The organism is Pseudoalteromonas sp. SWYJZ98, assembly GCF_015864495.1.
Classification (GTDB): Bacteria; Pseudomonadota; Gammaproteobacteria; order Enterobacterales; family Alteromonadaceae; genus Pseudoalteromonas; species Pseudoalteromonas distincta.
On sequence record NZ_JADYXA010000012.1, the window covers coordinates 70,027 to 92,154 of the forward strand.

The 22,128-nt window shown below is 40.3% G+C and carries 23 protein-coding genes and 1 pseudogene; 13 read left to right on the top strand and 11 right to left on the bottom strand.

Translation table 11 applies throughout. The annotated features are described in order from the left end of the window. From leuB to fabR, 3 genes are all read right to left on the bottom strand, one after another. The gene (gene leuB / locus I6F10_RS09970) at positions 1-1,077 is read right to left on the bottom strand and encodes a 3-isopropylmalate dehydrogenase (protein WP_182755064.1); all 1,077 of its coding nucleotides are present in this window, start codon (positions 1,075-1,077) and stop codon (positions 1-3) included. After that, positions 1,074-2,627, bottom strand: coding sequence for a 2-isopropylmalate synthase (leuA, locus tag I6F10_RS09975; protein WP_008171909.1), 1,554 nt, complete (start codon positions 2,625-2,627; stop codon positions 1,074-1,076). The genes leuB and leuA overlap by 4 nt, the downstream gene beginning before the upstream one ends. Before the next feature lie 405 nt (positions 2,628-3,032). Beyond that, the gene (gene fabR / locus I6F10_RS09980; protein ID WP_182193763.1) at positions 3,033-3,656 is read right to left on the bottom strand and encodes an HTH-type transcriptional repressor FabR; all 624 of its coding nucleotides are present in this window, start codon (positions 3,654-3,656) and stop codon (positions 3,033-3,035) included. A gap of 126 nt (positions 3,657-3,782) precedes the next feature. Here fabR and I6F10_RS09985 point away from each other — a divergent pair, with 126 nt between their 5' ends. Both I6F10_RS09985 and sthA read left to right on the top strand, forming a co-directional pair. Beyond that, complete coding sequence (locus tag I6F10_RS09985) at positions 3,783-4,916, top strand: acyl-CoA desaturase (protein WP_182193765.1); 1,134 nt, start codon at positions 3,783-3,785, stop codon at positions 4,914-4,916. Positions 4,917-4,929: 13 nt separating this feature from the next. Beyond that, entirely contained in the window at positions 4,930-6,360 is a 1,431-nt protein-coding gene (sthA, locus tag I6F10_RS09990; RefSeq protein ID WP_182193767.1) for a Si-specific NAD(P)(+) transhydrogenase, read from the top strand. Positions 6,361-6,466: 106 nt separating this feature from the next. Here the strand turns inward: sthA and hemE are convergent, their stop codons facing one another. Next, positions 6,467-7,531: a uroporphyrinogen decarboxylase gene (gene hemE / locus I6F10_RS09995; RefSeq protein WP_002961084.1), complete on the bottom strand. Its 1,065-nt coding sequence runs from the start codon at positions 7,529-7,531 to the stop codon at positions 6,467-6,469. Between the two features lie 530 nt (positions 7,532-8,061). On the opposite strand from hemE, the gene I6F10_RS10000 reads away from it, so the two are divergent. Continuing rightward, complete coding sequence (locus I6F10_RS10000; protein ID WP_007582240.1) at positions 8,062-8,532, top strand: Rsd/AlgQ family anti-sigma factor; 471 nt, start codon at positions 8,062-8,064, stop codon at positions 8,530-8,532. Positions 8,533-8,597: 65 nt separating this feature from the next. Here I6F10_RS10000 and fkpA read toward each other — a convergent pair whose 3' ends face one another. After that, the gene (fkpA, locus tag I6F10_RS10005) at positions 8,598-9,344 is read right to left on the bottom strand and encodes an FKBP-type peptidyl-prolyl cis-trans isomerase (protein WP_024595253.1); all 747 of its coding nucleotides are present in this window, start codon (positions 9,342-9,344) and stop codon (positions 8,598-8,600) included. 215 nt (positions 9,345-9,559) lie between these two features. Between fkpA and I6F10_RS10010 the strand changes: the two genes are divergently transcribed. Then, positions 9,560-10,558, top strand: coding sequence for a WD40 repeat domain-containing protein (locus I6F10_RS10010; protein ID WP_024604167.1), 999 nt, complete (start codon positions 9,560-9,562; stop codon positions 10,556-10,558). Next, on the top strand, positions 10,545-10,760 hold the full coding sequence (locus tag I6F10_RS10015; RefSeq protein ID WP_197098788.1) for a SlyX family protein: 216 nt from the start codon (positions 10,545-10,547) through the stop codon (positions 10,758-10,760). Before I6F10_RS10010 ends, I6F10_RS10015 begins: the two co-directional genes overlap by 14 nt. A gap of 32 nt (positions 10,761-10,792) precedes the next feature. Here I6F10_RS10015 and I6F10_RS10020 read toward each other — a convergent pair whose 3' ends face one another. Further along, a complete protein-coding gene (locus I6F10_RS10020) occupies positions 10,793-10,996 on the bottom strand; it encodes a YheV family putative zinc ribbon protein (protein WP_007378899.1) in 204 nt (67 codons plus the stop codon). 132 nt (positions 10,997-11,128) lie between these two features. Here I6F10_RS10020 and I6F10_RS10025 point away from each other — a divergent pair, with 132 nt between their 5' ends. The 7 genes from I6F10_RS10025 (at position 11,129) to I6F10_RS10055 (ending at position 17,789) form a co-directional block, all read left to right on the top strand. Then, positions 11,129-13,051, top strand: a complete 1,923-nt coding sequence (locus tag I6F10_RS10025) for an ATP-binding cassette domain-containing protein (RefSeq protein WP_197098789.1) — start codon at positions 11,129-11,131, stop codon at positions 13,049-13,051. Next, complete coding sequence (locus I6F10_RS10030) at positions 13,035-13,457, top strand: TIGR02444 family protein (RefSeq protein ID WP_197098790.1); 423 nt, start codon at positions 13,035-13,037, stop codon at positions 13,455-13,457. Before I6F10_RS10025 ends, I6F10_RS10030 begins: the two co-directional genes overlap by 17 nt. A gap of 482 nt (positions 13,458-13,939) precedes the next feature. Then, positions 13,940-14,086, top strand: coding sequence for a hypothetical protein (locus tag I6F10_RS10035; protein WP_004335931.1), 147 nt, complete (start codon positions 13,940-13,942; stop codon positions 14,084-14,086). Between the two features lie 112 nt (positions 14,087-14,198). Continuing rightward, the gene (locus I6F10_RS10040; RefSeq protein WP_024606596.1) at positions 14,199-15,185 is read left to right on the top strand and encodes a hydrolase; all 987 of its coding nucleotides are present in this window, start codon (positions 14,199-14,201) and stop codon (positions 15,183-15,185) included. A 2-nt stretch (positions 15,186-15,187) separates the two neighbouring features. Next, the gene (locus I6F10_RS10045) at positions 15,188-15,442 is read left to right on the top strand and encodes a YheU family protein (RefSeq protein ID WP_004335925.1); all 255 of its coding nucleotides are present in this window, start codon (positions 15,188-15,190) and stop codon (positions 15,440-15,442) included. A 64-nt stretch (positions 15,443-15,506) separates the two neighbouring features. Then, positions 15,507-16,703, top strand: coding sequence for a dipeptidase (locus I6F10_RS10050; protein ID WP_197098791.1), 1,197 nt, complete (start codon positions 15,507-15,509; stop codon positions 16,701-16,703). A gap of 174 nt (positions 16,704-16,877) precedes the next feature. After that, on the top strand, positions 16,878-17,789 hold the full coding sequence (locus I6F10_RS10055) for a hypothetical protein (RefSeq protein WP_197098792.1): 912 nt from the start codon (positions 16,878-16,880) through the stop codon (positions 17,787-17,789). A gap of 255 nt (positions 17,790-18,044) precedes the next feature. Here the strand turns inward: I6F10_RS10055 and I6F10_RS10060 are convergent. The 4 genes and pseudogenes from I6F10_RS10060 to rph all read right to left on the bottom strand — a co-directional run. Further along, positions 18,045-18,173 (bottom strand): annotated as a pseudogene (locus tag I6F10_RS10060) (elongation factor Tu); the annotation flags it as partial. A 123-nt stretch (positions 18,174-18,296) separates the two neighbouring features. Further along, positions 18,297-18,677: a diacylglycerol kinase gene (locus I6F10_RS10065; RefSeq protein ID WP_165744685.1), complete on the bottom strand. Its 381-nt coding sequence runs from the start codon at positions 18,675-18,677 to the stop codon at positions 18,297-18,299. Between the two features lie 56 nt (positions 18,678-18,733). Next, positions 18,734-19,378 carry an orotate phosphoribosyltransferase gene (gene pyrE, locus I6F10_RS10070; RefSeq protein WP_002958891.1) on the bottom strand — a complete coding sequence of 215 codons (645 nt, stop codon included), beginning with the start codon at positions 19,376-19,378 and terminating at the stop codon, positions 18,734-18,736. 18 nt (positions 19,379-19,396) lie between these two features. Next, positions 19,397-20,110, bottom strand: a complete 714-nt coding sequence (gene rph / locus I6F10_RS10075; RefSeq protein WP_002958890.1) for a ribonuclease PH — start codon at positions 20,108-20,110, stop codon at positions 19,397-19,399. Between the two features lie 179 nt (positions 20,111-20,289). Here rph and I6F10_RS10080 point away from each other — a divergent pair, with 179 nt between their 5' ends. Beyond that, the gene (locus I6F10_RS10080; RefSeq protein ID WP_138488390.1) at positions 20,290-21,150 is read left to right on the top strand and encodes a YicC/YloC family endoribonuclease; all 861 of its coding nucleotides are present in this window, start codon (positions 20,290-20,292) and stop codon (positions 21,148-21,150) included. A 462-nt stretch (positions 21,151-21,612) separates the two neighbouring features. Here the strand turns inward: I6F10_RS10080 and I6F10_RS10085 are convergent. Then, positions 21,613-22,128, bottom strand: a 516-nt coding sequence (locus I6F10_RS10085; RefSeq protein ID WP_269435816.1) for an EF-Tu/IF-2/RF-3 family GTPase, incomplete at its 5' end; no start/stop codon positions are given.

Consider the following 22,128-nt stretch of genomic DNA (forward strand, 5'->3'; position numbering starts at 1 on the left):
TTAAATGCGTGAAACGATGGCTGCTGCCACATCGCTTGTGCTGTAACCTGCATTTGGATATATATCTGGTGTGCCAACGCCTGCTTCTACGGCTTCTGCTACTGCTTTTTCAATCGTGCGAGCAGCTTCGTCTTGCCCTAGCGAGTAACGTAGCATTAATGCGGCACTTAAAATTTGTGCTATTGGGTTTGCAACGCCTTTACCTGCAATATCTGGTGCTGAACCGCCTGCTGGCTCGTACAATCCAAAACCTGATTGATTCAAACTTGCCGATGGTAATAAGCCCATTGAACCTGTGATCATGGCGCACTCATCTGACAAAATATCGCCAAATAAGTTATCGCAAAGTAATACATCAAATTGGCTAGGCTGCTTAACTAACTGCATAGCGGCGTTATCTACGTAAATGTAATCTAAGCTTACTTCTGGGTAGTCTTTGCTTACTTCGGTTACTACTTCGCGCCATAATACGCTTGATGCTAATACGTTTGCTTTATCAACAGAGGTAACATGGTTACTACGTAGTTTTGCAGCTTCAAAAGCAAAGCGTGCAATACGTTCAATTTCTTTTCGTGAGTATGTTTGCGTATCAAATGCAAACTCTTCTGCGCCTTCACCACTGCGGCCTTTTTCACCAAAGTAAATGCCGCCAGTTAGTTCGCGCACACATAAAATATCAAACCCTTTTTCGCTGATATCAGCGCGAAGTGGCGACGCTGCACTTAATGCAGGTAATAACTGTGCAGGGCGTAAATTACAAAACAAACCAAAGTGCTTACGAAGCGGCAATAACGATGCGCGCTCAGGCTGCTCGTTTGGTGGTAGGTTTTCCCATTTAGGGCCACCAACTGAGCCAAATAAAATAGCATCGGCGTTTTCACACGCGCTTAGCGTTTTTGGTGGTAATGCTTCACCAAATTCGTCAATAGCTGCGCCACCAATAGCATGATGCTGACGGTTCAGGGTAAAACCAAACTTATTGCTTACAGCATCAAGCACTTGCTCTGCTGCTGCCATCACTTCTGGACCAATACCGTCGCCAGCTAATACCGCAACGCTGTAGTTTGTTTTACTCATCCTGCTTTCCTTTGTTGTTTTAAATCAGACACTTTTTGTGCACGATAAATTAAGTTATAAACACGGATCATGGCGCGTACCGACGCTTCAACCACATCCGCTGCAATGCCCGCACCGTGGTAAGGTCGGCCATCGTATTTAGCTATAATATTTACTTGGCCTAATGAGCTTGCGCCTTGGCCTGTCGCTTCTAAGTTATATTCAATCATTTCAACGCTCATACCGGTTAAGCGCTCAATAGCTGCAAACGAAGCTTCAACTGGGCCATTACCTGTCGCGGCTTCTTGTTTAGCTTCGCCATCAATGCGCATTCCAATAGTAGAGCTTGCTACCGATTGTGAGTTAGAGGCTGAGTTAACAAATTCTAATTGGTATTTTTCGTCTTTGTCGTTAATTTGATTAAAGTAAATCATCGCCTCAAGGTCGTAATCGTATACTGTGCCTTTTTGGTCAGCCAATTCGATAAAGCTTTTATATAAGCCATCCATATCGTAATCAGATTTTTGATAGCCTAATTCTTCTAGGCGATGCTCAATAACATGACGACCCGAACGCGAAGTCATATTTAATTGGTTGCTTGGCACACCCACGCTTTCTGGCGACATAATCTCATAAGTATTTTGCGCTTTTAATACACCGTCTTGGTGAATGCCAGAGCTGTGTGCAAAGGCGTTTTCGCCAACAATCGCTTTATTTGGCTGTACTGGCATATTACAAATTTTAGCCACTTGGCGAGATGCGCGGTAAATTTCTTCACTTTTAATATCTGTGTATACTTTTAAGTGGTCGTGGCGCATTTTCATGATCATCGCCACTTCTTCAAGTGAGCAGTTACCAGCACGCTCACCAATGCCATTAATAGTACACTCAATTTGACGTGCTCCGGCTTGCACTGCAGCCACCGAGTTTGCTACGGCTAAACCTAAATCGTTGTGGCAATGCACACTTAAACGCGCTTTATCAATATTTGGCACGTTATTCATTAAATGGCGGATCATCGCGGCGTATTCGTCTGGCGTTACAAAACCAACGGTATCTGGCAAGTTAATAGTTGAAGCTCCGGCATTAATTGCCTGCTCAACAATTTTACATAAATCCCAATGCGGCGTACGACCGGCATCTTCACACGAAAACTCAACATCGTCTGTGTAGTTACGCGCTAATTTAATTGATTTAACCGCCATTGCCGTTGCATCATCTAGGCTCATACGCAATTTATGTTCAAGGTGCAAAGGGCTTGTAGCAATAAAAGTATGAATACGGCTTTGCTGAGCTGTACGAAGTGCTTCGCCACAGGCTTCAATGTCTTTAGCAACTGAGCGCGCTAAACCACAAATAATCGGGCCTTTTACTTCGGTTGCAATACGTTGCACCGAGCGAAAATCAGCAGGGCTCGAAACCGGAAAACCCACTTCCATCACATCCACATTCAAGCGGCTAATTGTATGCGCTAATTGAATTTTATCATCTTCAGTAAGGCTTGCTTTAAGCGCCTGTTCGCCATCACGTAAGGTGGTATCAAAAATCCATACTTTATCTTGCTCTTGCATAACTGCCCCTCATTCCTATGTTACCCAAATTTCAATTAATCCCAGCCGCGAGATAAAAAAAACCCCGCAATTGCGGGGTTTTTAGTGTTCAACTCGATGCAAACACACTAATCCCCGCTTACTTGCCATAGCAGTAAGAGGTTAAGTTTTAGTGTAATTAAACGAATAATATGCATCTTGTTTTCTTGTGTGTGTGTTCAGTGAAGCCTATTTTTAACATTACAAAGCGACGGAAGCAAGCATAAAAATTCCACAAAACAGATTTAAAAACGATTCAATTGGGTTTTTTAATTCAAACAAGGTGACTGTGAAGAATTAAAATAACAAATACGTAACTAGTGGCGCTTAAATTAATAAGCACTGCAATATACCGTGCTTATATTAACTTTTTGCAATTTTTTTAAGCTATGCTTCTTTATTCGTTTCTCTTACGTAATGCCCGGCTCCTCGAGTAATATAACGCAGCTGCCAAATAACGCGCTCAATCAATTCGTCGCGTTGTAGCCCTTCTATGTCGAGTGCTTCTGCACCGGCATTAAATACCAGAGTGACCATAGATTCCGCCTGAATATAGGCATGCATGGAGTTACATTTGGTTTCGCTTTCTAAATAATGAGCCAGCTCTAAAATAAAATGTTTTACCTCGCGCGCTACTGCGGCTCTAAATGCTTTAGACGTACCAGAGCGTTCTCGCAGCAACAACCTAAATTGGTTACTTGAGTTATCAATAAACTCCATAAACGTAACCACTGAGGTGTTTATAACACTGCCGCCATCGTTTGCTATGCGCCTACGTGCTTGACGCATTAGTTGGCGAAGAGTCAAACCTGCTTCGTCTACCATGGTTAAACCTAGCTCATCCATGTCTTTAAAATGACGATAAAAAGAAGTAGGGGCAATACCGGCTTCTCGTGCTACTTCGCGTAAACTTAAATTCGAAAAACTATGATCAGCACTCAGCTGATTAAATGCCGCTTGAATTAACGCCTGTCGTGTTTTTTGTTTCTGTTGCGCTCTAACACCCGACATCAACAGCTCCCTGAATTATTTTATATGAATATTTAGTGATATTAGCTCAATTGTACAGTCTAATACTTGACGCCAAGAGTTTGAAATACTATTTTAGCTTACAGTTGTACGCTGAGATTGAGAATTATGAATAAACCACCGATTATTTGGACAAACGTCCTGTTTTTTAGCCTAACCTTTTTGGCGGCTGCCACCCTTGTACCTTGGTACGCTATTAGCTACGGATTTACCAGCGCGCATTGGATTGCTTTTGTAGGCTGCATGTTTTATGCGGGCTTATCTATTACTGCCGGTTACCACCGATTATGGGCACATAAAACCTATAACGCACACCCAGCTGTTGAATTTATTTTTGCGCTTGGCGGTGCTTTTGCACTACAAAACAGTGCTTTGCACTGGAGTAGCGATCACCGTATACATCACGGCCAAGTTGACGACCCAATAAAAGACCCTTACGCGGCTACCAATGGTTTTTGGTATAGCCATATCGGCTGGATGTTACGTGACTACCAAGGCGATAGCTACAACGACTATAGTAATTGTCGTGATTTACAACGAAATAAAGTCGTTATGTGGCAACATAAGCACTACTTAAAACTAGCTATTGCCATGAACGTAGGTTTGCCTCTTGCACTTGGTTTATTAGTTGGTGATGTGTGGGGTATGTTAATTCTTGCAGGTTTACTACGCTTAGTACTAAGCCAACACTTTACCTTTTTTATAAATTCGGTTGCACATATTTGGGGTTCTCGCCCATACACTGAAAAAAATACGGCACGCGATAACGGCTTTTTAGCGTTATTTACATACGGTGAGGGGTATCACAACTTCCATCATATTTTTGCAAGCGACTACCGTAACGGTATTAAATGGTTTCATTACGATCCAACAAAATGGATGATCCGCTCTTTAGCAGCTGTTGGTTTAGCCAATAAACTAAAGCGTACACCTGTTGAACGTATCGAAAAAGCAAAGGCCGAAACGCTAATGGGTAAAACGCAAACGCGTCTTGCAAAATTGCCTTTAGCACAAGATAAGATTACATTATTACAACAAGAGTACGATTTACTGCTGAAAAAACTGCAAAATTATTGTTCACTACAAAAACAAGTGTTAGAAGTTAAAAAAAATAACATGGCAAAGCAGTGTGAACGCTCAGCATTAATGGCACAATACCATGAGTTGGAAGCCGCCTGGGAAAATCAAAAACAGGCATGGCTAGCACTTAATGCGAGGTTATTAAAAGCCTCTTTTAATTAATTTAGGAGTGGCAGTGGCCAAACAACCAGAACAAAAAAAAGTACCCGTGACATACCAATATGATGCAATAATTATTGGCACGGGTCCTGGCGGTGAAGGTACCGCCATGAACCTTTCAAAAAATGACAAAAAAGTAGCGGTTATTGAACGCCAAGAAGCTGTTGGTGGCGGTTGTGTACATTGGGGAACAATTCCTTCAAAAGCGCTTCGCCACTCTGTTAGCCGTTATATTGAATACAAAGCAAACCCGTTATTTAATGTTGGCGAGCGTCCTAGCCGCTTAACATTTCCTGATATTTTACGTCATGCTAGTTCGGTTATTTCTAAGCAATCTAATTTACGTAGCAGCTTTTACGATCGCAACCGCATTCATATGTTTCAAGGTGATGCGAGCTTTGTAGATAAGCACACAATTGAAATAAAAAGAAATGATGGCTCAACTGAGCGACTAACCGCTAAAACAATTGTTATAGCGACGGGTTCACGCCCTTACCGCCCACCTGAAGTCGATTTTACGCATTCTCGTATTTACGAAAGCGACACGATACTAGGCCTTGAACACGACCCTCATCGCGTACTTATTTATGGCGCAGGTGTTATTGGTTGTGAGTATGCTTCTATATTTAAAGGCTTAGGCGCTAAAGTTGATTTAGTTAATACACGCGACCGCCTGCTTGCTTTTATGGATGCTGAAATATCTGACGCGCTTAGCTATCACTTTTGGAACAGCGGTATTGTTATTCGTCATAATGAAGAATTTGATCGAATAGAGACCCGTGACGACTGCGTTATTATGCATTTAAAATCGGGTAAACGCGTAAAAGCTGACTGTATTTTATTTGCTAATGGCCGTACTGGTAACACTGATACGCTAAACCTTGAAGCCATTGGTTTAAAAGCCGATAGCCGTGGCCAATTAAAAGTGAACGAAACATACCAAACAGAAATTGATAACGTTTATGCTGTTGGTGATGTAATTGGCTACCCAAGCCTTGCAAGTGCTGCGTTTGACCAAGGTCGTATAGCTGCTGATGCAATTGCGTGTGGTAACTGTGACGACAGACTGATTGTTGATATTCCGGCTGGTATTTATACCATTCCAGAAATGAGTTCAGTCGGTAAAACCGAGCAAGAGCTTACAGCAGCTAAAGTACCTTATGAAGTTGGCCGTGCTCAGTTTAAGCATTTGGCACGTGCGCAAATTGCGGGCACTGAAGTGGGTAGTTTAAAAATATTATTCCACACCGAAACCAAAGAAGTACTTGGCGTACATTGCTTTGGTGAGCGTGCGTCTGAAATTGTTCACATTGGCCAAGCCATTATGGAACAAAAAAATGGCGGCAATAACATCGACTACTTTGTAAATACCACATTTAACTACCCAACTATGGCTGAAGCCTACCGTGTTGCGGCGCTAAATGGTTTAAATCGTTTATTTAAGTAACTGCTTAAATAAGGTTTTTAAACGCCTTTATAAATAGATAACAAAAAACCCGCACTAAGCGGGTTTTTTATTTTTAAACAAGCACTAATGCTTGTTTAAGTCACTATTACTTATGGTACTTAGCACTTAGCTCATGTACGGCATTAATGAATACACCGGCATTTTCAGGGTCTACATCTGGTGTAATACCGTGACCTAAGTTAAACACGTGGCCATTGCCTGTACCGAAATCTTCTAAAATAGTGCCTACTTCTTGGCGAATACGCTCTGGTGTACCGTGTAACATAGACGGGTCCATATTACCTTGTAGCGCTACTTTATCACCCACACGGCGCTTAGCGTCGCTAATATTAATAGTCCAATCAAGGCCAATTGCATCACAACCTGTTGCTGCAATTGCTTCAATCCATTGACCACCATTTTTAGTGAACAAAGTAACCGGTACTTTACGGCCATCGTATTCACGAATTAAGCCATCTACAATTTTATGCATATATTGCAGTGAAAATTCGTTGTAATCGCGCGGGCTTAATACACCACCCCATGAGTCAAATACCATTAGCGATTGCGCGCCAGCTTTAATTTGAGCATTTAAGTAATCGATAACTGAATCAGCTAATTTATCGAGTAATAAATGAAGTGTTTGCGGCTCTGCAAACGCCATTTTTTTGATTTTACCAAATACTTTGCTGCTACCGCCTTCAACCATATAAGTTGCTAGCGTCCAAGGCGAACCAGAAAAACCAATAAGTGGTACTTCACCCTTAAGTTCACGACGAATAGTGCTTACTGCGTTCATTACGTAGCCAAGCTCGTCTGTAGGGTCTAACTTTGGAATTTTTTTAACATCAGCAAGTGATGAAATAGGACGTTCAAACTTAGGGCCTTCGCCAGTTTCAAAGTACAAGCCTAAACCCATCGCATCTGGAATTGTTAAAATATCACTAAATAATATAGCGGCATCTAACGGGTAGCGACGTAGTGGCTGCAGTGTTACTTCACATGCAAGTTCTGCATTACGGCACAGGCTCATAAAATCGCCCGCTTGTGCACGTGTTGCACGGTACTCTGGTAAATAGCGTCCTGCTTGGCGCATCATCCATACCGGAGTTACATCAACAGGTTGTTTTGCAAGTGCACGTAAATAACGGTCGTTTTTTAATTCGCTCATGGCGTAAATGATCCTAAGACTTGTATAAATTGTGCAAGATTGTACCACCATATTCCCCGACCCTCTATTGCTTAGGGACGAAAACAGCTTTACCTAGAGGTAGATCAATAGAATGGAGTGTTTTAATCCATTTTGACTATAAAATAAGCAAAAAAGAATAACATTTAAAACTTTTTATTAATATGTTTGCAACATACTAAAAACCTTGTTATTGTTTGTCCCGCGTTAACAAAAACAACAATAAAAATCTTAAAACAATAAAAATAAAAGTTTTAAAATAATAACAATAAAAATCATCTCATAAAAATAAGAAAGCTTGTTATAACAAGTCACTGAAAGAAATTAGACCACCGTAACTGGTGGTTTTTTCTTGCCTGCAATAAAACTCCCCCATCTTAATTAATATAAGAAGATACAACTCACAACTGGGTTACTTTACTTGTTGATATACGCTCAAATTAAATATATCTTGATGTACAGTGAGTTATTATATTTTTAATTAAAAACCAACCCAGCCTAGGAGAATAATTATGCTGACGCGTGTAGAAAAAGCTCAACAGAAATGGGGTGGTAGCCACACAGTAATTGATAAATGGCTAAACGAACGCCAAGACCTTATTGTACTTTATTGCAAAATTGCAGGCTTTACGCCGTACGAAAAGCAAGATCAGGCATTACCAGAGCCAAAGCTAATTGAATCATTTTGCCAACTTTTAATGGATTACCTATCTGCAGGCCATTTTGAAGTGTATGACGATATAGCAAAAGCATGTGAAAAAAAGGGCTTACAAAGCCAAGAGTTAGCAAACTCTATTTACCCGCGTATTTCTAGTACAACCGACATAGCGCTTGATTTTAATGATAAATACGCTGAAGTAGACAAAGAAGACTTGTTAAAGGGCTTTGATGATGACTTATCTGTTATTGGCGAGGCATTAGAAGCACGCTTTGCACTTGAAGATGAGCTTATTGATAACTTGTTTTCTAATCACGCAAACTAATATGTTATTTACGCACATTAAAAAAGGGACCTAAGGTCCCTTTTTGCATTTACACAATAAGCTTATTATTGTGCTGGTGCTTCTTCATTTTGAATTTCAAGTAATTCAACTTCAAATACAAGTGTTGAATTAGCTGGAATCTTACCTAAGTCACGGTCGCCGTAAGCAAGTTCTGAAGGAATAGTGAACTTGTACTTAGAACCCACTGACATAAGTTGTAAACCTTCAGTCCAACCCGCAATTACGCGGTTAAGAGGGAAAGTTGTCGGTTCGTTACGTGCATATGAGCTATCAAACTCAGTACCGTCTAATAAAGTCCCTTTGTAGTGTACTTTAACTACATCAGTTGCTACTGGCTTTTCGCCATCGCCTTCGCTAAGTACTTCGTACTGTAGGCCAGACTCAGTTACTGTAACGCCTTCTTTTTTAGCGTTGTCAGCTAGGTATTTAACACCCGCTTCTTTGCTTTTTTCAGACTCTACTTTTGCTTTTTCTTCTTGCTTAGTACGCACTGATGTATCTAGTTCAGTTAATACTTCGCGAATTTTTTCTTCGTCAAGTTTTGCATTACCAGCAAGTGCATCTTCAAAACCACGGATTAGAAGTGCTTGGTCTAGTTCAATACCAATTTCTGTTTTGTCTGCTAGGTCTTTATTTAAAAAGTTACCTACAGATGCACCAATACCGTATGCTTGTTGCTGTTCTACAGTGTCTAATTTAACTTCAGCTTGTTCTTTTTTTGCTTCTTGATTACAAGCTGTAAGCGCTAAAACTGACGCTGCAATCAATGACAATCTAATCGTCTTTTTCATTTTAAATCTCCGACATACTTTGCAGTTGTCATTTTAATGTATTATTACTAGTGAAAGATTAACGGCCCACATGATAGGCTGCTTGTTTAATGACTAAATTCCATATTGTTAGCTAAACTAAAAACATATCCAGTGATTAGACAAACAACCTAGGCATTTAACGCGTCCTAGTCTAACCTCTCAGTCACTAAGAGTTAAGGGGAAATACCTGTAATATGTCGATATTTCGTACTTTTTTAATCGTATTTAGCTGTTTTTTAGCCATCGCCTGTACCGATAAAAAACAACACGCTGTAGCAAGTTACGAACATGCTGCACAAGGTGCGTTTTCATCAACAGTTTCAAACGATGGTAAATACAGTTTGATCTCCTCTATCAACCATGGGGTCGCCCTGTGGGATAATCAACAGCAGGTGCTAAAATACCAATGGTTTCAGCAGCAGTCACAAGACAGCCTAGTGTACGCTGTTGCCATTGCTTTTGATAACAGCGTGGCTGTTACCGCCGAAAAAACCACGTTTGCTGTGTGGGATATAGCCACAGGCAAAAATCAAGGTTATTACAAAATACAAAAAGCCAGTATTCGCGATATTGCTATTAGCAATCAAGGCCGTAGTGTTTTATACGGCCGTAGCGACGGCGTTGTCGTATTTGTAAACCTAGAAACTGGGCGTCGTATTGAGTTTTTAGGTCATCAAGATAAAGTTAACACCGTTGACCTGTCACCTAACGGACGCTTTGCCTTAAGTGGTTCTAACGATTATGTTGCTTACTTTTGGGATACACGTACCGGACAAGTAATTCATCGTTTTAATCACCCAACGCGTGTTACCCAAGTAACGCTCGATCCACAAGGTCGCTATGCGTTTACGGCCGATAGTATGGCACAAGCAAATGTATGGAAGCTGACTACAGGTGATCTTGTGAGTAAACTGAAGTATATTGCGCGTCAGAAAATTTTTACTGCTGTGCGCTTTAACGAACAAGGCACTTTGCTTGCAACCGGCTCGCCAAATAAGCGTGTAGATTTGTGGCAAATACCAAGCGGTGAAAAAATTCAAACTTGGCAGGTTACCCCGCGCGAAGGCAGTAAGCCTAAATCGGCGGTGGTGCTAGATGTGACATTTACAGATAACGGTAAGTCGTTGTTAACCGAAAGCTCCAGCGGGATCGCAGAGCGATTTATTATACGAGAGAATAATGAACACAATTGAACATCGCTTAATGGAACTTGAAGCCAAAGTGGCTTTTCAAGACGAAACGATTGAAGTCTTAAATGATGAAATAAAAGTGCACCAACAGCTGTTAGCAAAAATGAAACGCCAAACCGAGCTGCTAGCAGAAAAAATTAAAGAGTCGCAGTCAGCATCATCTATGATGTCTGAAGTACCTGAGCCGCCTCCACCGCATTACTAAAATCGGTAAAAATTAGGCAATAAAAAACCGGGTTAGTCGCCCGGTTTAAATACACCAATTACTTGTTCAAATTGGCGAGTAGACGCCTGCACAGCATTATCGGGTTGCGCCATTTTATGACCACACTCAACACACTCTACTTTTTCAACATCATGTTCTCTGTATAGCATCATAGTATCCATGGCTTTGCAGTCAGGGCACGATGCACCAGCAATAAATCGCTTCTTTTGTCTCACAACATTTTTCCTGTGGTTTGAACTGCTGTCATTTTATCGTATAACTTCACTTGTTGATACGCTTGATAAGAGCATTAAGTTCTATGTTATGATAGCGCCAACTTAACAAGGGCACAGCAAAGTAACACATTCATGATCCAAATCTCAGAAATAGAACTACTTCGTGGCGGTAAAGCCTTATTAAAAAACGCATCAGCTACGTTATTTCCAGAACACAAAGTAGGCCTTGTTGGCGCTAATGGCTGTGGAAAATCAACGTTATTTGGTTTACTAAAATCAGAACTACAACTAGATGCCGGTAACTGCAGCATTCCAAAAGATTGGTCTATCGCCTCTGTTAAGCAAGAGACACCTGCCCTTGAAATAAGCGCGATTGATTATGTACTTCAAGGCCACCCAGAATACTACGAAATGCGTATAGCACTGCGTGAGGCCGAGAAAAACAACGATGGCGACACACAAGCTAAAGTACATATTCAGCTTGAAAGCATTAAAGGCTATAGCATTGAATCAACCGCAGGTGAGCTATTACACGGCTTAGGCTTTACCAATAACCTTATAGAAAATCCTGTAAGCTCGTTTTCGGGTGGTTGGCGTATGCGTTTAAACCTTGCCCAAGCATTAATACGCGACGCCGATTTACTATTACTCGATGAGCCAACAAACCACCTTGATTTAGATGCCGTTTATTGGCTTGAACGCTTTTTGCGTGCTTATACCGGCACCCTTGTACTTATATCGCATGACCGTGAGTTTTTAGATGCGGTGGTTGATCAAATTTGGCATGTAGATAAGCAACTTATTAACGTGTACAAAGGTAACTACTCGCAGTTTGAGCGCCAAAAAGCTGAGCGCTTACTACAACAACAAGCAATGTTTGATAAGCAACAAGATCAAATTGCTCACCTTGAGCAGTTTATAACGCGCTTTAAAGCAAAAGCCAGTAAAGCTAAACAAGCACAAAGCCGTGTGAAAGCGCTTGAACGCATGGAAAAACTAGCGCCGGCACATGCCGACTCGCCATTTAACTTTGAGTTTGCAGAGCCAAAAGCATTACCAAACCCACTAATGACAATAGATAAAGCCAAAGCGGGTTATGGTGACGTCACTATTTTAAATAATATAGAGCTAAACCTTGTACCAGGTAGCCGAATTGCTTTATTAGGTCGAAATGGCGCAGGTAAATCAACGTTAATTAAACTGCTTTCTGGTGATTTAGAGCCGCAAGCGGGCGAAGTTGTTCAGCATCACGGATTAAATATTGGTTACTTTGCGCAGCATCAACTTGAATCTCTTGATTTAAAAGCCAGTGCAATAATGCACTTACAACGCCTCGACCCAAAAGCCACTGAGCAATCACTACGTGACTTTTTAGGTGGTTTCGCCTTTATTGGCGATAAAGCACTTGAGCCTGTAGCCCCTTTTTCGGGCGGCGAAAAAGCACGTTTAGTACTTGCCATGTTGGTATATCAAAAGCCAAACCTGCTGCTTCTCGATGAGCCAACTAACCACCTTGATTTAGAAATGCGCCATGCACTTGTTATGGCACTGCAAGGCTTTGAAGGCGCTATGGTTACCGTATCACACGACCGCCACATGCTTAAAAATACCGCCGATGAGTTTTACTTAGTAGATGACGGCAAAGTAACCCAGTTTGGTTACGACTTAGATGCGTATTACCAGTGGTTACTTAATGCCAATAAAGAAGCGGTTAAAGCGCAGCAAAGCGACGAGCCTAAAGCAAATCCGGGTGTTAACCGTAAAGAGCAAAAACGCTTAGAGGCTGAGTTTAGAAAGGCCACTCAACCACTTAAAAAGCAAATTGAAAAGCTTGAAAAGCAACTCGATAAATTCACCGCCGAGTTAAGTGAAGTTGAAGTGACCTTAGGTGATAACGAACTCTACAACGACGACAACAAAGCCAAGCTTAAAGAGTTATTAGCCAAGCAAGCAACCCTTACGCCTAAACTTAACGACGTTGAAGAAGAGTTACTTATGGCACTTGAAGAAATGGAAGAAAAAGAGCAGGCATTCGCCGATGAACTTGCTCAATAGCGACCATTTTTGGCAATTTGCGTGCACTTTGTACGCAAAGCCAGAGCAACAAACAACCTTGCTGGCACTACAAAACCAGCAAGGAAAAAATGTTAATTTATGCTTATTACTGCTTTATTTAGACTCATTAAATTTAAGTGTTAATACCCAACAGCTAAACGAGTTAATAAACGTAACTAGTGACTTTGATACTCACGCATTACAACCTCTGCGCGCCGCTCGAAGCTATTTAAAAGCTAACCAGAATGCGATAAGTGATTACGCCACAATACGCGCAGAGTTACTAAGCGCTGAGCTAAAGCTTGAAAAACAACAGCAACATATGTTGATTGAAACAGTAAATGAGCATGAATTAGTTAAGCTTTCAGAGCCAAACAACATTGAGCTATATGTGAAAGCCACTTAGGGTGTTAGTTTTTGTAGCCTCCTCCACTTCTTATTTTCTTTGTGCAAAAAACCTTCAAGTAATTTACTCACAAAGAGGTTAAGAGGCGCTTCGCTTTTAGAGGAAAACAAACTAAATTATTCAGGTGAAAAATATAAATATTGAGCAGTTATTTGGCTCAAGTAGTTTATTGCTCTCCCCCCCCCTCATTTATTTCTCATTCTTTTCTCTTTGTGCAAAAGGTCTTTAAGTACTTTATTCACAAAAAGGTTAAAGCGTTTCGCTTTTAGATAAAGTGAAAAAAATGAGTTACGATCAGCTCACTATTTTAAGAGAAAACTCTCTTAGCTCTCAGTGATAATAACTTACCAACCCTTAAAACATGATCTAAATCAACTTAGCGTCACTCCTACAGCTGCTTAGAAAAATAACTTGATCTCGATCACGTTGCGACCTGCAAACACCGCCTATGATTAACCCATCAACAACGAGGGGAGCAACTCATGAACGTATTTTTTAGAGACTTTTTTACAGATCCAGTTTTATTTATGTCTTTTGGGTTTTTAACCATCGTTGTTTCTTTGTGTATCTTTTTTGCTTTTTTCTTTTTGAAAAAAATACATGACGCAGAAATTCCCGAACAAAATTAAGCACGACGCACTAAAGCGCCTTATTAGTTTACTAGTTAGGCGCTTTTTATTTTCTGAAGCGAAAAATTTGATACACTAGCTTTTCGTTTAATACAAAGTGCGTAGTACAAACATGATCTCTCAGTTCAAACCAGCATGGTGGATGACCAATCGTCACGTTCAGACCATAATGCCGCGTTTTTTCCGCCCATTTCACAATACGTCCTACGAACTTGAGCAACTTGATACACCTGATGGTGACTTTATTGAGCTTGCATGGTCACTTCCACATAATGAAACCGCACCACTTGCTGTTGTTTTGCATGGCCTTGAGGGCAATATAAATAGCTTTTATGCCAAAGGCATGATGAAGGCATTAAAAAAACAAGGTTATGCAGTTGTGCTTATGCACTTTAGAAATTGCTCAACCGAAGTAAATCGCCTACCACGTGCTTATCACAGCGGTGACACCGCCGATTTAGCTTTTTTTATAAATCACTTAAAGCTGCAATTTCCTAAGCGCACTATGGTCGCTGTTGGTTTTTCATTGGGCGGTAATGTACTTGCCAAATACTTAGGTGAAGAACGCGAAAAATGCCCATTAAGTGCAGCAGCGGTGGTATCTGCTCCTTATGATTTGTCGTCATCGAGCGATGTTATTCGTAAAAGCTTAGGTAAAATTTACCAAAAATATCTGCTCGATCGGATGAAAAAATCAATGCAGCGAAAGCTGCCACAAATTAAGCAGCAAATTTCATTAACGCCAAAACAGTTAATGAAAATTGACGATTTATTAGAGTTTGATAATCAGTTAACAGCCCCTCTACATGGTTTTGAAAACGCACACGATTACTACCGTAAAGCCAGTGCTATGCCGTATTTGAAAGATATCGCTGTACCCACACTTATTATTCATTCCAAAGACGACCCTATGCTCTCAATTAAAGCCGTACCGAGTAGGCAAGACGTAAGTGAGCATGTTACGCTGCGCATCTCTGACAAGGGCGGGCATGTTGGTTTTATTAGCGGTAAAAATCCGTTTAAACCTATATTTTGGTTAGAAAAAGCCGTCCCTCATTATTTTAGCCAGCACGTATCAAATAAAGCGAGTAACAAGTAGTAATGATTATCCCTTTTGAACAACTCGATCAAGACACTCTTTATAACTTAATCGAAAGCTACGTATTACGCGAAGGTACCGATTATGGTGAAGTAGAGGCAAGCATCGAATCTAAAGTAAGCCAAGTAAAGCTGCAGCTTAAAAATGGCGAAGCGATGGTGTTTTTCTCAGAATTACACGAGTCTGTAACTATAATTTCAAAAGGTGAATTTAAAGCGCTGCAAAGTGAAGAGCATCAAGCACAGTCGTTTGATTAGGGCGTAGTACTTGTAACTTTTGAATTGAACGTACACAATGGCTTTTTACCCAAAGAGCCAAAACATGATAAAACTCAGCACTCTAGTGGTAGCCATATCACTAGCTTTAACTAGCCAAGCCCAAGCAGAACAAACAATAACAGCATCTGATAAGGCAATTAAACTCGCTAAAGATACCATTTTAATTGATACCCATATTGACGTACCTTATCGAATTCACGAAAGCTGGGTTGATGTAACCAAAGCAACTAGTGATGGCGATTTTGACTATCCTCGCGCTGTAAAAGGCGGTTTAAACGCACCGTTTATGTCGATTTATATTCCTGCGCATTTAGAGTTTGAGGGTAAAGGAAAAAGCTACCAGCTAGCCAATCAAATGATTGATAGTATGGAAGCCATAGTCCAGCGCGCACCCGATAAGTTTGCTATTGCTAACTCAAGCTCTGATATTGAAGAGCAATTTAAACAAGGTAAGCTGTCTATAGCCATGGGTATGGAAAATGGCTCTCCAATCGAAGGTGATATGAAAAACCTTCAGCACTTTTACGACCGTGGCATTCGTTACATCACGCTAGCGCACTCGCAAAGCAACCATATTTCGGATTCGTCTTACGATATACGCCGTAAATGGAAAGGCTTAAGCCCATTTGGTAAAAAGCTTGTCACTGAAATGAATAATATAGGCATGCTAATTGACGTATCGCATATTTCTGATGATGCGTTTTATCAGGTTATGGAGCTCTCTAAAACGCCAGTAATTGCCTCTCATTCATCACTTCGTAAATACACGCCTGGCTTTGAGCGTAATATGAATGACGATATGCTATTAGCGCTGAAGGAAAATGGCGGTGTTATTCAAATCAATTTTGGCTCAAGCTTTGTTACCGCTAAAGCAGGTAGCTGGGGCAAGCAATTAAAAAGTACAAAAGAGTCAGCTAAAAAAGAAGGTACTAAGTTAAGTAAAGATTTTGATGCTGCGTACCGTGCTAAAAATCCGTATCCATTTGCAAGTCTTGAGCAAGTACTTGACCATATTGATCACGTAGTTGAGCTAATTGGTATTGATTATGTAGGTATTGGCTCTGATTATGATGGAGTTGGCGATTCATTACCTATCGGCTTAAAAGATGTATCTAGCTACCCAAATCTAGTTCAAGGTTTGATAGACAGAGGTTACAGCGACACCGATATTAAAAAGATTTTAAGCGGCAATACACTAAGAGTGTGGAAACAAGCTGAGCAATACGCAAAATCGCATTAAGCTTTACGCGCTAGGCTTAGGTCTAGCGCTTATAGCCAATTTAAACACCGTATTTCGCCACTCACGCCCCGCCTTCTTAATTAACCCGTATATTTCATCCTCATTTAACACATTTTTTAACAGACTTATATTTCGAAAACAGATAAATTACCCATTTTAGAGGCAGATTATTTTATGACTATAAACAAAGGAACTATTGCGATTACTATAGCAACACTTGCCTTGGTAATTTCATGCTACGGAACATTTTTTAAAGATCAGTCCAGTTCGCTTAATAAACCCAAGCAGCAACAGCTAAGCCCCACAGTTTCTATTAGTACTCCTGCAGAATATCAGCAATCAAATGAAGCCTTAATTGACGAACTAAGCAAGAAAGTAAGTTCGCTACAACGCAAAGTAGCAAACTTAACACTGCACGCTAATGGCTCTTATCAAGAACAAGATACCGACGAATTTAAGGAACTTGTTCTTGACGTACTAGAGGAAAAACAGCAGCAAGAAGATGAAAAACGACGTGAGCAAAATCCTCTTTATAGCTTTTATGCAGACTTACCAGAAGACTATGATTTAAGGATCAAATCAGAACCTGATTATGCTAAACAAATAAACTCTCAATTAAGAGAGCAAACTTTAGATCCAAGCATCTCTGATTTAAATAGGTTAGCTGCACTGAGCCAACTGCAAATGAATATGTTTATCTTGAATAAATCGAGTATGCCTGAGTATGACTATGAAGTAGTAGGTAACATTTTAAATTTAGCGAACAACAGTAGTGACGAAAAATTTAAAATTCAAGCTGTTGAGTTAACAACTCAAACACCGGTACTTGATTACCGCCTTGCAGAGCAATTTACAAACTTGTTAGAGCAAGACACGAATGATTATATCCGTCGCTTAGCTGCACAAGGATTGATGGCGCAATACTACCAAGCTCAAAATAAACAAGATGGTTATACGAAGCAAATGGCGCAACATCTACTTTCAGTTTATGACAACAGCTCTGACAATGCAGTCAGGGCAACGCTTGACGAAATGATGGGTAACCAAGATATGCTTGATGAATTACGTAAGAATGCTGGTTACTAACTAATTAAGTCCATACTCCTACTTTGTTACAGCGATAACATTAATAATTACACTTTACCTCAGACATAAAAAACCGAGACTGAGCTCGGGTTTTATTAATGCTTAATGCATTACAACTAATGATTATTCTACGATAGTTGCTACAAAGCACCGATGCCTAAGTAAGTGCGCCACCTTCACATGAAGTAAATTGCAGGCATTAAAAAACCCGAGGCTAAGCTCGGGTTTTTTCGTATTAATTAGCTAGGCTAATTATTACTCTACGATAGTTGCTACAACACCAGCACCTACAGTACGACCACCTTCACGGATAGCAAAACGAAGACCTTCATCCATCGCGATTGGTGCGATTAGAGTTACTGTCATCTTGATGTTATCACCANGAAGAAAACTTGAAATAATGTGCTGTTCGCTGAGAATTTGAGCTAAACACGTTAAAAATACAACATAACCATCAAATTATTAACAACTAACGGGGTTCAAAGCTATTTTATATTAGAAGTAGAGTTAAACGATCTTCATATAGAGGCTTACACCCCAGATGATCAATACGATCGTTAATGAAAGTGTTACGGCTGCAGATCCCATATCTTTGGCCCTACCTGACAATACATGTAACTCTGTACTTACTCGATCTGTTAATGCTTCAATGGCGGAGTTTAGTAATTCAACTATTAATATAATAAGCAGTGAGCCAATTAGTATTGCCCAGTGCAATAGTGATGAAGCAAGCCAAAATGAAATAGGAAATAATATAAGGCTTAATAGTAGCTCTTGCCTAAATGCTGCTTCTTCTTTAAATGCTGCTTTAAAGCCAAGGTAAGAGCAATAGGTTGCTTTGAAAACACGCTTGAGGCCTAAGCCATTTGGTTTTAATACATCTTTCATTAATAAACTCTATGAATGAAGGTCAAAATAAAGCCCCGCACTGCGAGGCTTTTTATTTATGCTACGCCGTATTGATCACGGTAAGCTTTAACTGAGGCTAAATGCTCATCCATTGTGCCTTGGCTTTCAAGGTAACTGATAAGATCAGCTAATTTTACAATTGAAATCACTTTGGTATTAAAGTCACGCTCAACTTCTTGAATAGCTGATAATTCAGCTTTACCCTTTTCTTGGCGATCTAACGCAATTAAAACACCACTAAGATCAGCACCATTTTGTGCAATGATTTCCATCGACTCACGAATCGCAGTACCTGCAGTAATTACATCGTCAACTAGCATAATTTTGCCATTAAGTTCTGAGCCTACTAATGTACCGCCTTCACCGTGTGCTTTTTTCTCTTTACGATTAAAGCAGTAAGGTACATCTTTATCATGATGATCCGCCAAGGCAACCGCTGTTGTTGTCGCTATTGGAATACCTTTGTACGCAGGACCAAATAATACATCGTACTCTATAGCAGAATCTTCGAGTGCCGATGCATAAAAGCGACCTAAACGCGCTAAGTCTCGACCAGTATTAAACAAACCAGCATTAAAAAAGTAAGGACTTGTGCGTCCAGACTTTAATGTAAACTCACCAAATTTTAACACCTGCTTCTCTAGAGCAAATTCTATAAACTCTTTTTGATAATCTTTCATATCTTGTGGCCTACCTATTTATGCTAATGCTTGCTTTTGTACGTCAATTATTTCACGAATAGAATGTTTAGCTAAAGTAAGTAACTCATCTAGCTCATCAAACGAAAAAGGTTCGCCTTCAGCTGTACCTTGAATTTCAATAATTTTACCTGTTTCGGTTAAAATTACGTTCATATCAGTCTCTGCTGCTGAATCTTCAATGTATTCTAAATCGCTAATTGCTTGGCCTTTGTAAATACCAACTGAAATAGCTGCAATCATATGTTTAAGTGGGTTTGAATTAATCATACCTTTTGCACGCATATGTGTTAGTGCATCAACAAGTGCAACACATGCACCACTTATAGAAGCTGTACGTGTACCGCCATCAGCTTGAATAACGTCACAGTCAATGGTAATTGTGTTTTCGCCAAGTGCTTTTAAGTCAACAGCCGCACGAAGTGCACGTGCAATTAAGCGTTGAATTTCCATAGTACGACCGCCCTGCTTACCACGTGCAGCTTCTCGAGCATTACGCGTATGCGTTGCTCGCGGTAACATACCGTATTCAGCATTGATCCAACCTTTACCCTGACCTTTCATGAAACGAGGAACGCCCGATTCAACAGTAGCTGTACAAAGTACTTTGGTGTTACCAAACTCAACAAGTACTGAGCCTTCAGCATGCAAAGTATAATTACGTGTAAATGTAACAGGTCTAATTTGGTTAGGTGTTCTTTCGCTTGGACGCATTGACGATCCCCTTAATTCAGAATTTGCGACATTATAAGTGTATGTGGGTATAGATACCATGTTGATTTAAATAAATAGCTGTATGCAAAATATTCAGTGTATTAAATTTTCCCTAGAGCTTAAGCAGTGTTACGGTATAATCATCATAATATTGTATTTATAAATTTAGGAAAATATCCATGATCCACAGTATGACAGCTTATGCGCGTCGCGAAATAAAAGGCGATTGGGGTACTGGCACTTGGGAAGTTCGCTCAGTAAACCAGCGTTACCTTGAAACATTTATACGCGCACCAGAGCAATTTCGTGGCATGGAGCCCGTTATTCGTGAGCGTTTACGCAAACACTTACAACGCGGTAAAGTTGAGGTCTTTTTAAAGTTTGTGGCAAATCCAGCCCACGTTGGCGAGCTATCAATTAACCAAGCCCTTGCTGAACAACTAATAAATAGCGCTAAATGGGTTCAACAACAAAGTAATGGTGATATTAACCCTGTTGATATATTACGTTGGCCTGGCGTTATGGAAGCAGAAGAGCTTGATATGGATAGCGTTAATACAGCATTAATAGCTGGTCTTGATCAAGTAATCGAAGATTTTAAATCTGCACGTGGCGATGAAGGTGCAAACCTTGAAGAAATGATAGCAATACGCCTTGATGCAATTCTAGAGCAAGTAGAAATTGTAGAAACGCATATGCCTGAGATTGCTAAATGGCAGCGTGAAAAACTTGCTCAAAAGCTAGAAGACTTAGCAGCAAACATTGACGAGTCACGCCTTGAACAAGAACTTATTTATCTTGCTCAAAAACAAGATGTAGCTGAAGAACTAGATCGCTTAAAGTCTCACGTTAAAGAAACTAAAAAAATCCTTAAAAAAGGAGGCGCATGTGGCCGCCGCTTAGATTTTATGATGCAAGAATTTAATCGTGAAGCAAACACGTTAGCGTCTAAGTCTATCAATAGTGACATCACTACTGCAGCCGTAGAGCTAAAAGTACTAATTGAGCAAATGCGTGAGCAAATTCAAAACATCGAATAGTTTTCAGCTAAGTATGACACATTCATAACTTATCAAAACCCGAGCTTAGCTCGGGTTTTTAGTAATACCACTAATAATACTTTGAGTATTGTTACCAAGTATCTTCACCTAAAGTTAAAGCGGCATCTTAAATCGTACTTTATTTTAGACATTAAAAAGCCCGAGACTAAGCTCAGGCTTTTTGGTAATAATTAGCTAGGCTAATAATTACGCTTTGAACGTTACTAAAACGCACCTACACCTGAAGTAAGAGCACCACCTTCATATGGCACTTTATTTTAGACATTAAAAAACCCGAGCTTAGCTCGGGTTTTTAGTAATACCACTAATGATACTTTGAGTATTGTTACCAAGTATCTTCACCTAAGGTTAAAGCGGCATCTTAAATCGTACTTTATTTTAGACATTAAAAAGCCCGAGACTAAGCTCGGGCTTTTTGGTAATAATTAGCTAGGCTAATAATTACGCTACGATAGTTGCTACAACACCAGCACCTACAGTACGACCACCTTCACGGATAGCAAAACGAAGACCTTCATCCATCGCGATTGGTGCGATTAGAGTTACTGTCATCTTGATGTTATCACCAGGCAGTACCATTTCTACGCCTTCTGGTAACTGTACGTCACCAGTTACGTCAGTTGTACGGAAGTAGAACTGTGGACGGTAACCTTTGAAGAATGGAGTATGACGACCACCTTCATCTTTAGAAAGTACGTATACTTCTGAAGTGAATGTAGTATGTGGGTTGATTGAACCAGGCTTAGCTAGTACTTGACCACGTTCAACGTCTTCACGCTTAGTACCACGTAGAAGTGCGCCGATGTTTTCGCCAGCACGACCTTCGTCAAGAAGCTTACGGAACATTTCAACACCAGTACAAGTAGAACGAGTTGTATCATTGATACCAACAATTTCTACTTCGTCATTGATGCGGATGATACCAGCTTCAACACGACCAGTTACAACAGTACCACG

What these genes read in the sequence shown, in the direction of transcription:
- leuA (WP_008171909.1), bottom strand. Translation starts at nt 2,627, where the DNA reads ATGCAAGAGCAAGATAAAGTATGGATTTTTGATACCACCTTACGTGAT.
- I6F10_RS10015 (WP_197098788.1), top strand. Translation starts at nt 10,545, where the DNA reads ATGAACACAATTGAACATCGCTTAATGGAACTTGAAGCCAAAGTGGCT.
- I6F10_RS09985 (WP_182193765.1), top strand. Translation starts at nt 3,783, where the DNA reads ATGAATAAACCACCGATTATTTGGACAAACGTCCTGTTTTTTAGCCTA.
- leuB (WP_182755064.1), bottom strand. Translation starts at nt 1,077, where the DNA reads ATGAGTAAAACAAACTACAGCGTTGCGGTATTAGCTGGCGACGGTATT.
- pyrE (WP_002958891.1), bottom strand. Translation starts at nt 19,378, where the DNA reads ATGAAAGATTATCAAAAAGAGTTTATAGAATTTGCTCTAGAGAAGCAG.
- I6F10_RS10000 (WP_007582240.1), top strand. Translation starts at nt 8,062, where the DNA reads ATGCTGACGCGTGTAGAAAAAGCTCAACAGAAATGGGGTGGTAGCCAC.
- I6F10_RS10010 (WP_024604167.1), top strand. Translation starts at nt 9,560, where the DNA reads ATGTCGATATTTCGTACTTTTTTAATCGTATTTAGCTGTTTTTTAGCC.
- I6F10_RS10050 (WP_197098791.1), top strand. Translation starts at nt 15,507, where the DNA reads ATGATAAAACTCAGCACTCTAGTGGTAGCCATATCACTAGCTTTAACT.
- fkpA (WP_024595253.1), bottom strand. Translation starts at nt 9,344, where the DNA reads ATGAAAAAGACGATTAGATTGTCATTGATTGCAGCGTCAGTTTTAGCG.
- I6F10_RS10065 (WP_165744685.1), bottom strand. Translation starts at nt 18,677, where the DNA reads ATGAAAGATGTATTAAAACCAAATGGCTTAGGCCTCAAGCGTGTTTTC.
- I6F10_RS10030 (WP_197098790.1), top strand. Translation starts at nt 13,035, where the DNA reads ATGAACTTGCTCAATAGCGACCATTTTTGGCAATTTGCGTGCACTTTG.
- I6F10_RS10025 (WP_197098789.1), top strand. Translation starts at nt 11,129, where the DNA reads ATGATCCAAATCTCAGAAATAGAACTACTTCGTGGCGGTAAAGCCTTA.
- I6F10_RS10055 (WP_197098792.1), top strand. Translation starts at nt 16,878, where the DNA reads ATGACTATAAACAAAGGAACTATTGCGATTACTATAGCAACACTTGCC.
- I6F10_RS10080 (WP_138488390.1), top strand. Translation starts at nt 20,290, where the DNA reads ATGATCCACAGTATGACAGCTTATGCGCGTCGCGAAATAAAAGGCGAT.
- hemE (WP_002961084.1), bottom strand. Translation starts at nt 7,531, where the DNA reads ATGAGCGAATTAAAAAACGACCGTTATTTACGTGCACTTGCAAAACAA.
- rph (WP_002958890.1), bottom strand. Translation starts at nt 20,110, where the DNA reads ATGCGTCCAAGCGAAAGAACACCTAACCAAATTAGACCTGTTACATTT.
- I6F10_RS10035 (WP_004335931.1), top strand. Translation starts at nt 13,940, where the DNA reads ATGAACGTATTTTTTAGAGACTTTTTTACAGATCCAGTTTTATTTATG.
- fabR (WP_182193763.1), bottom strand. Translation starts at nt 3,656, where the DNA reads ATGTCGGGTGTTAGAGCGCAACAGAAACAAAAAACACGACAGGCGTTA.
- I6F10_RS10040 (WP_024606596.1), top strand. Translation starts at nt 14,199, where the DNA reads ATGATCTCTCAGTTCAAACCAGCATGGTGGATGACCAATCGTCACGTT.
- I6F10_RS10045 (WP_004335925.1), top strand. Translation starts at nt 15,188, where the DNA reads ATGATTATCCCTTTTGAACAACTCGATCAAGACACTCTTTATAACTTA.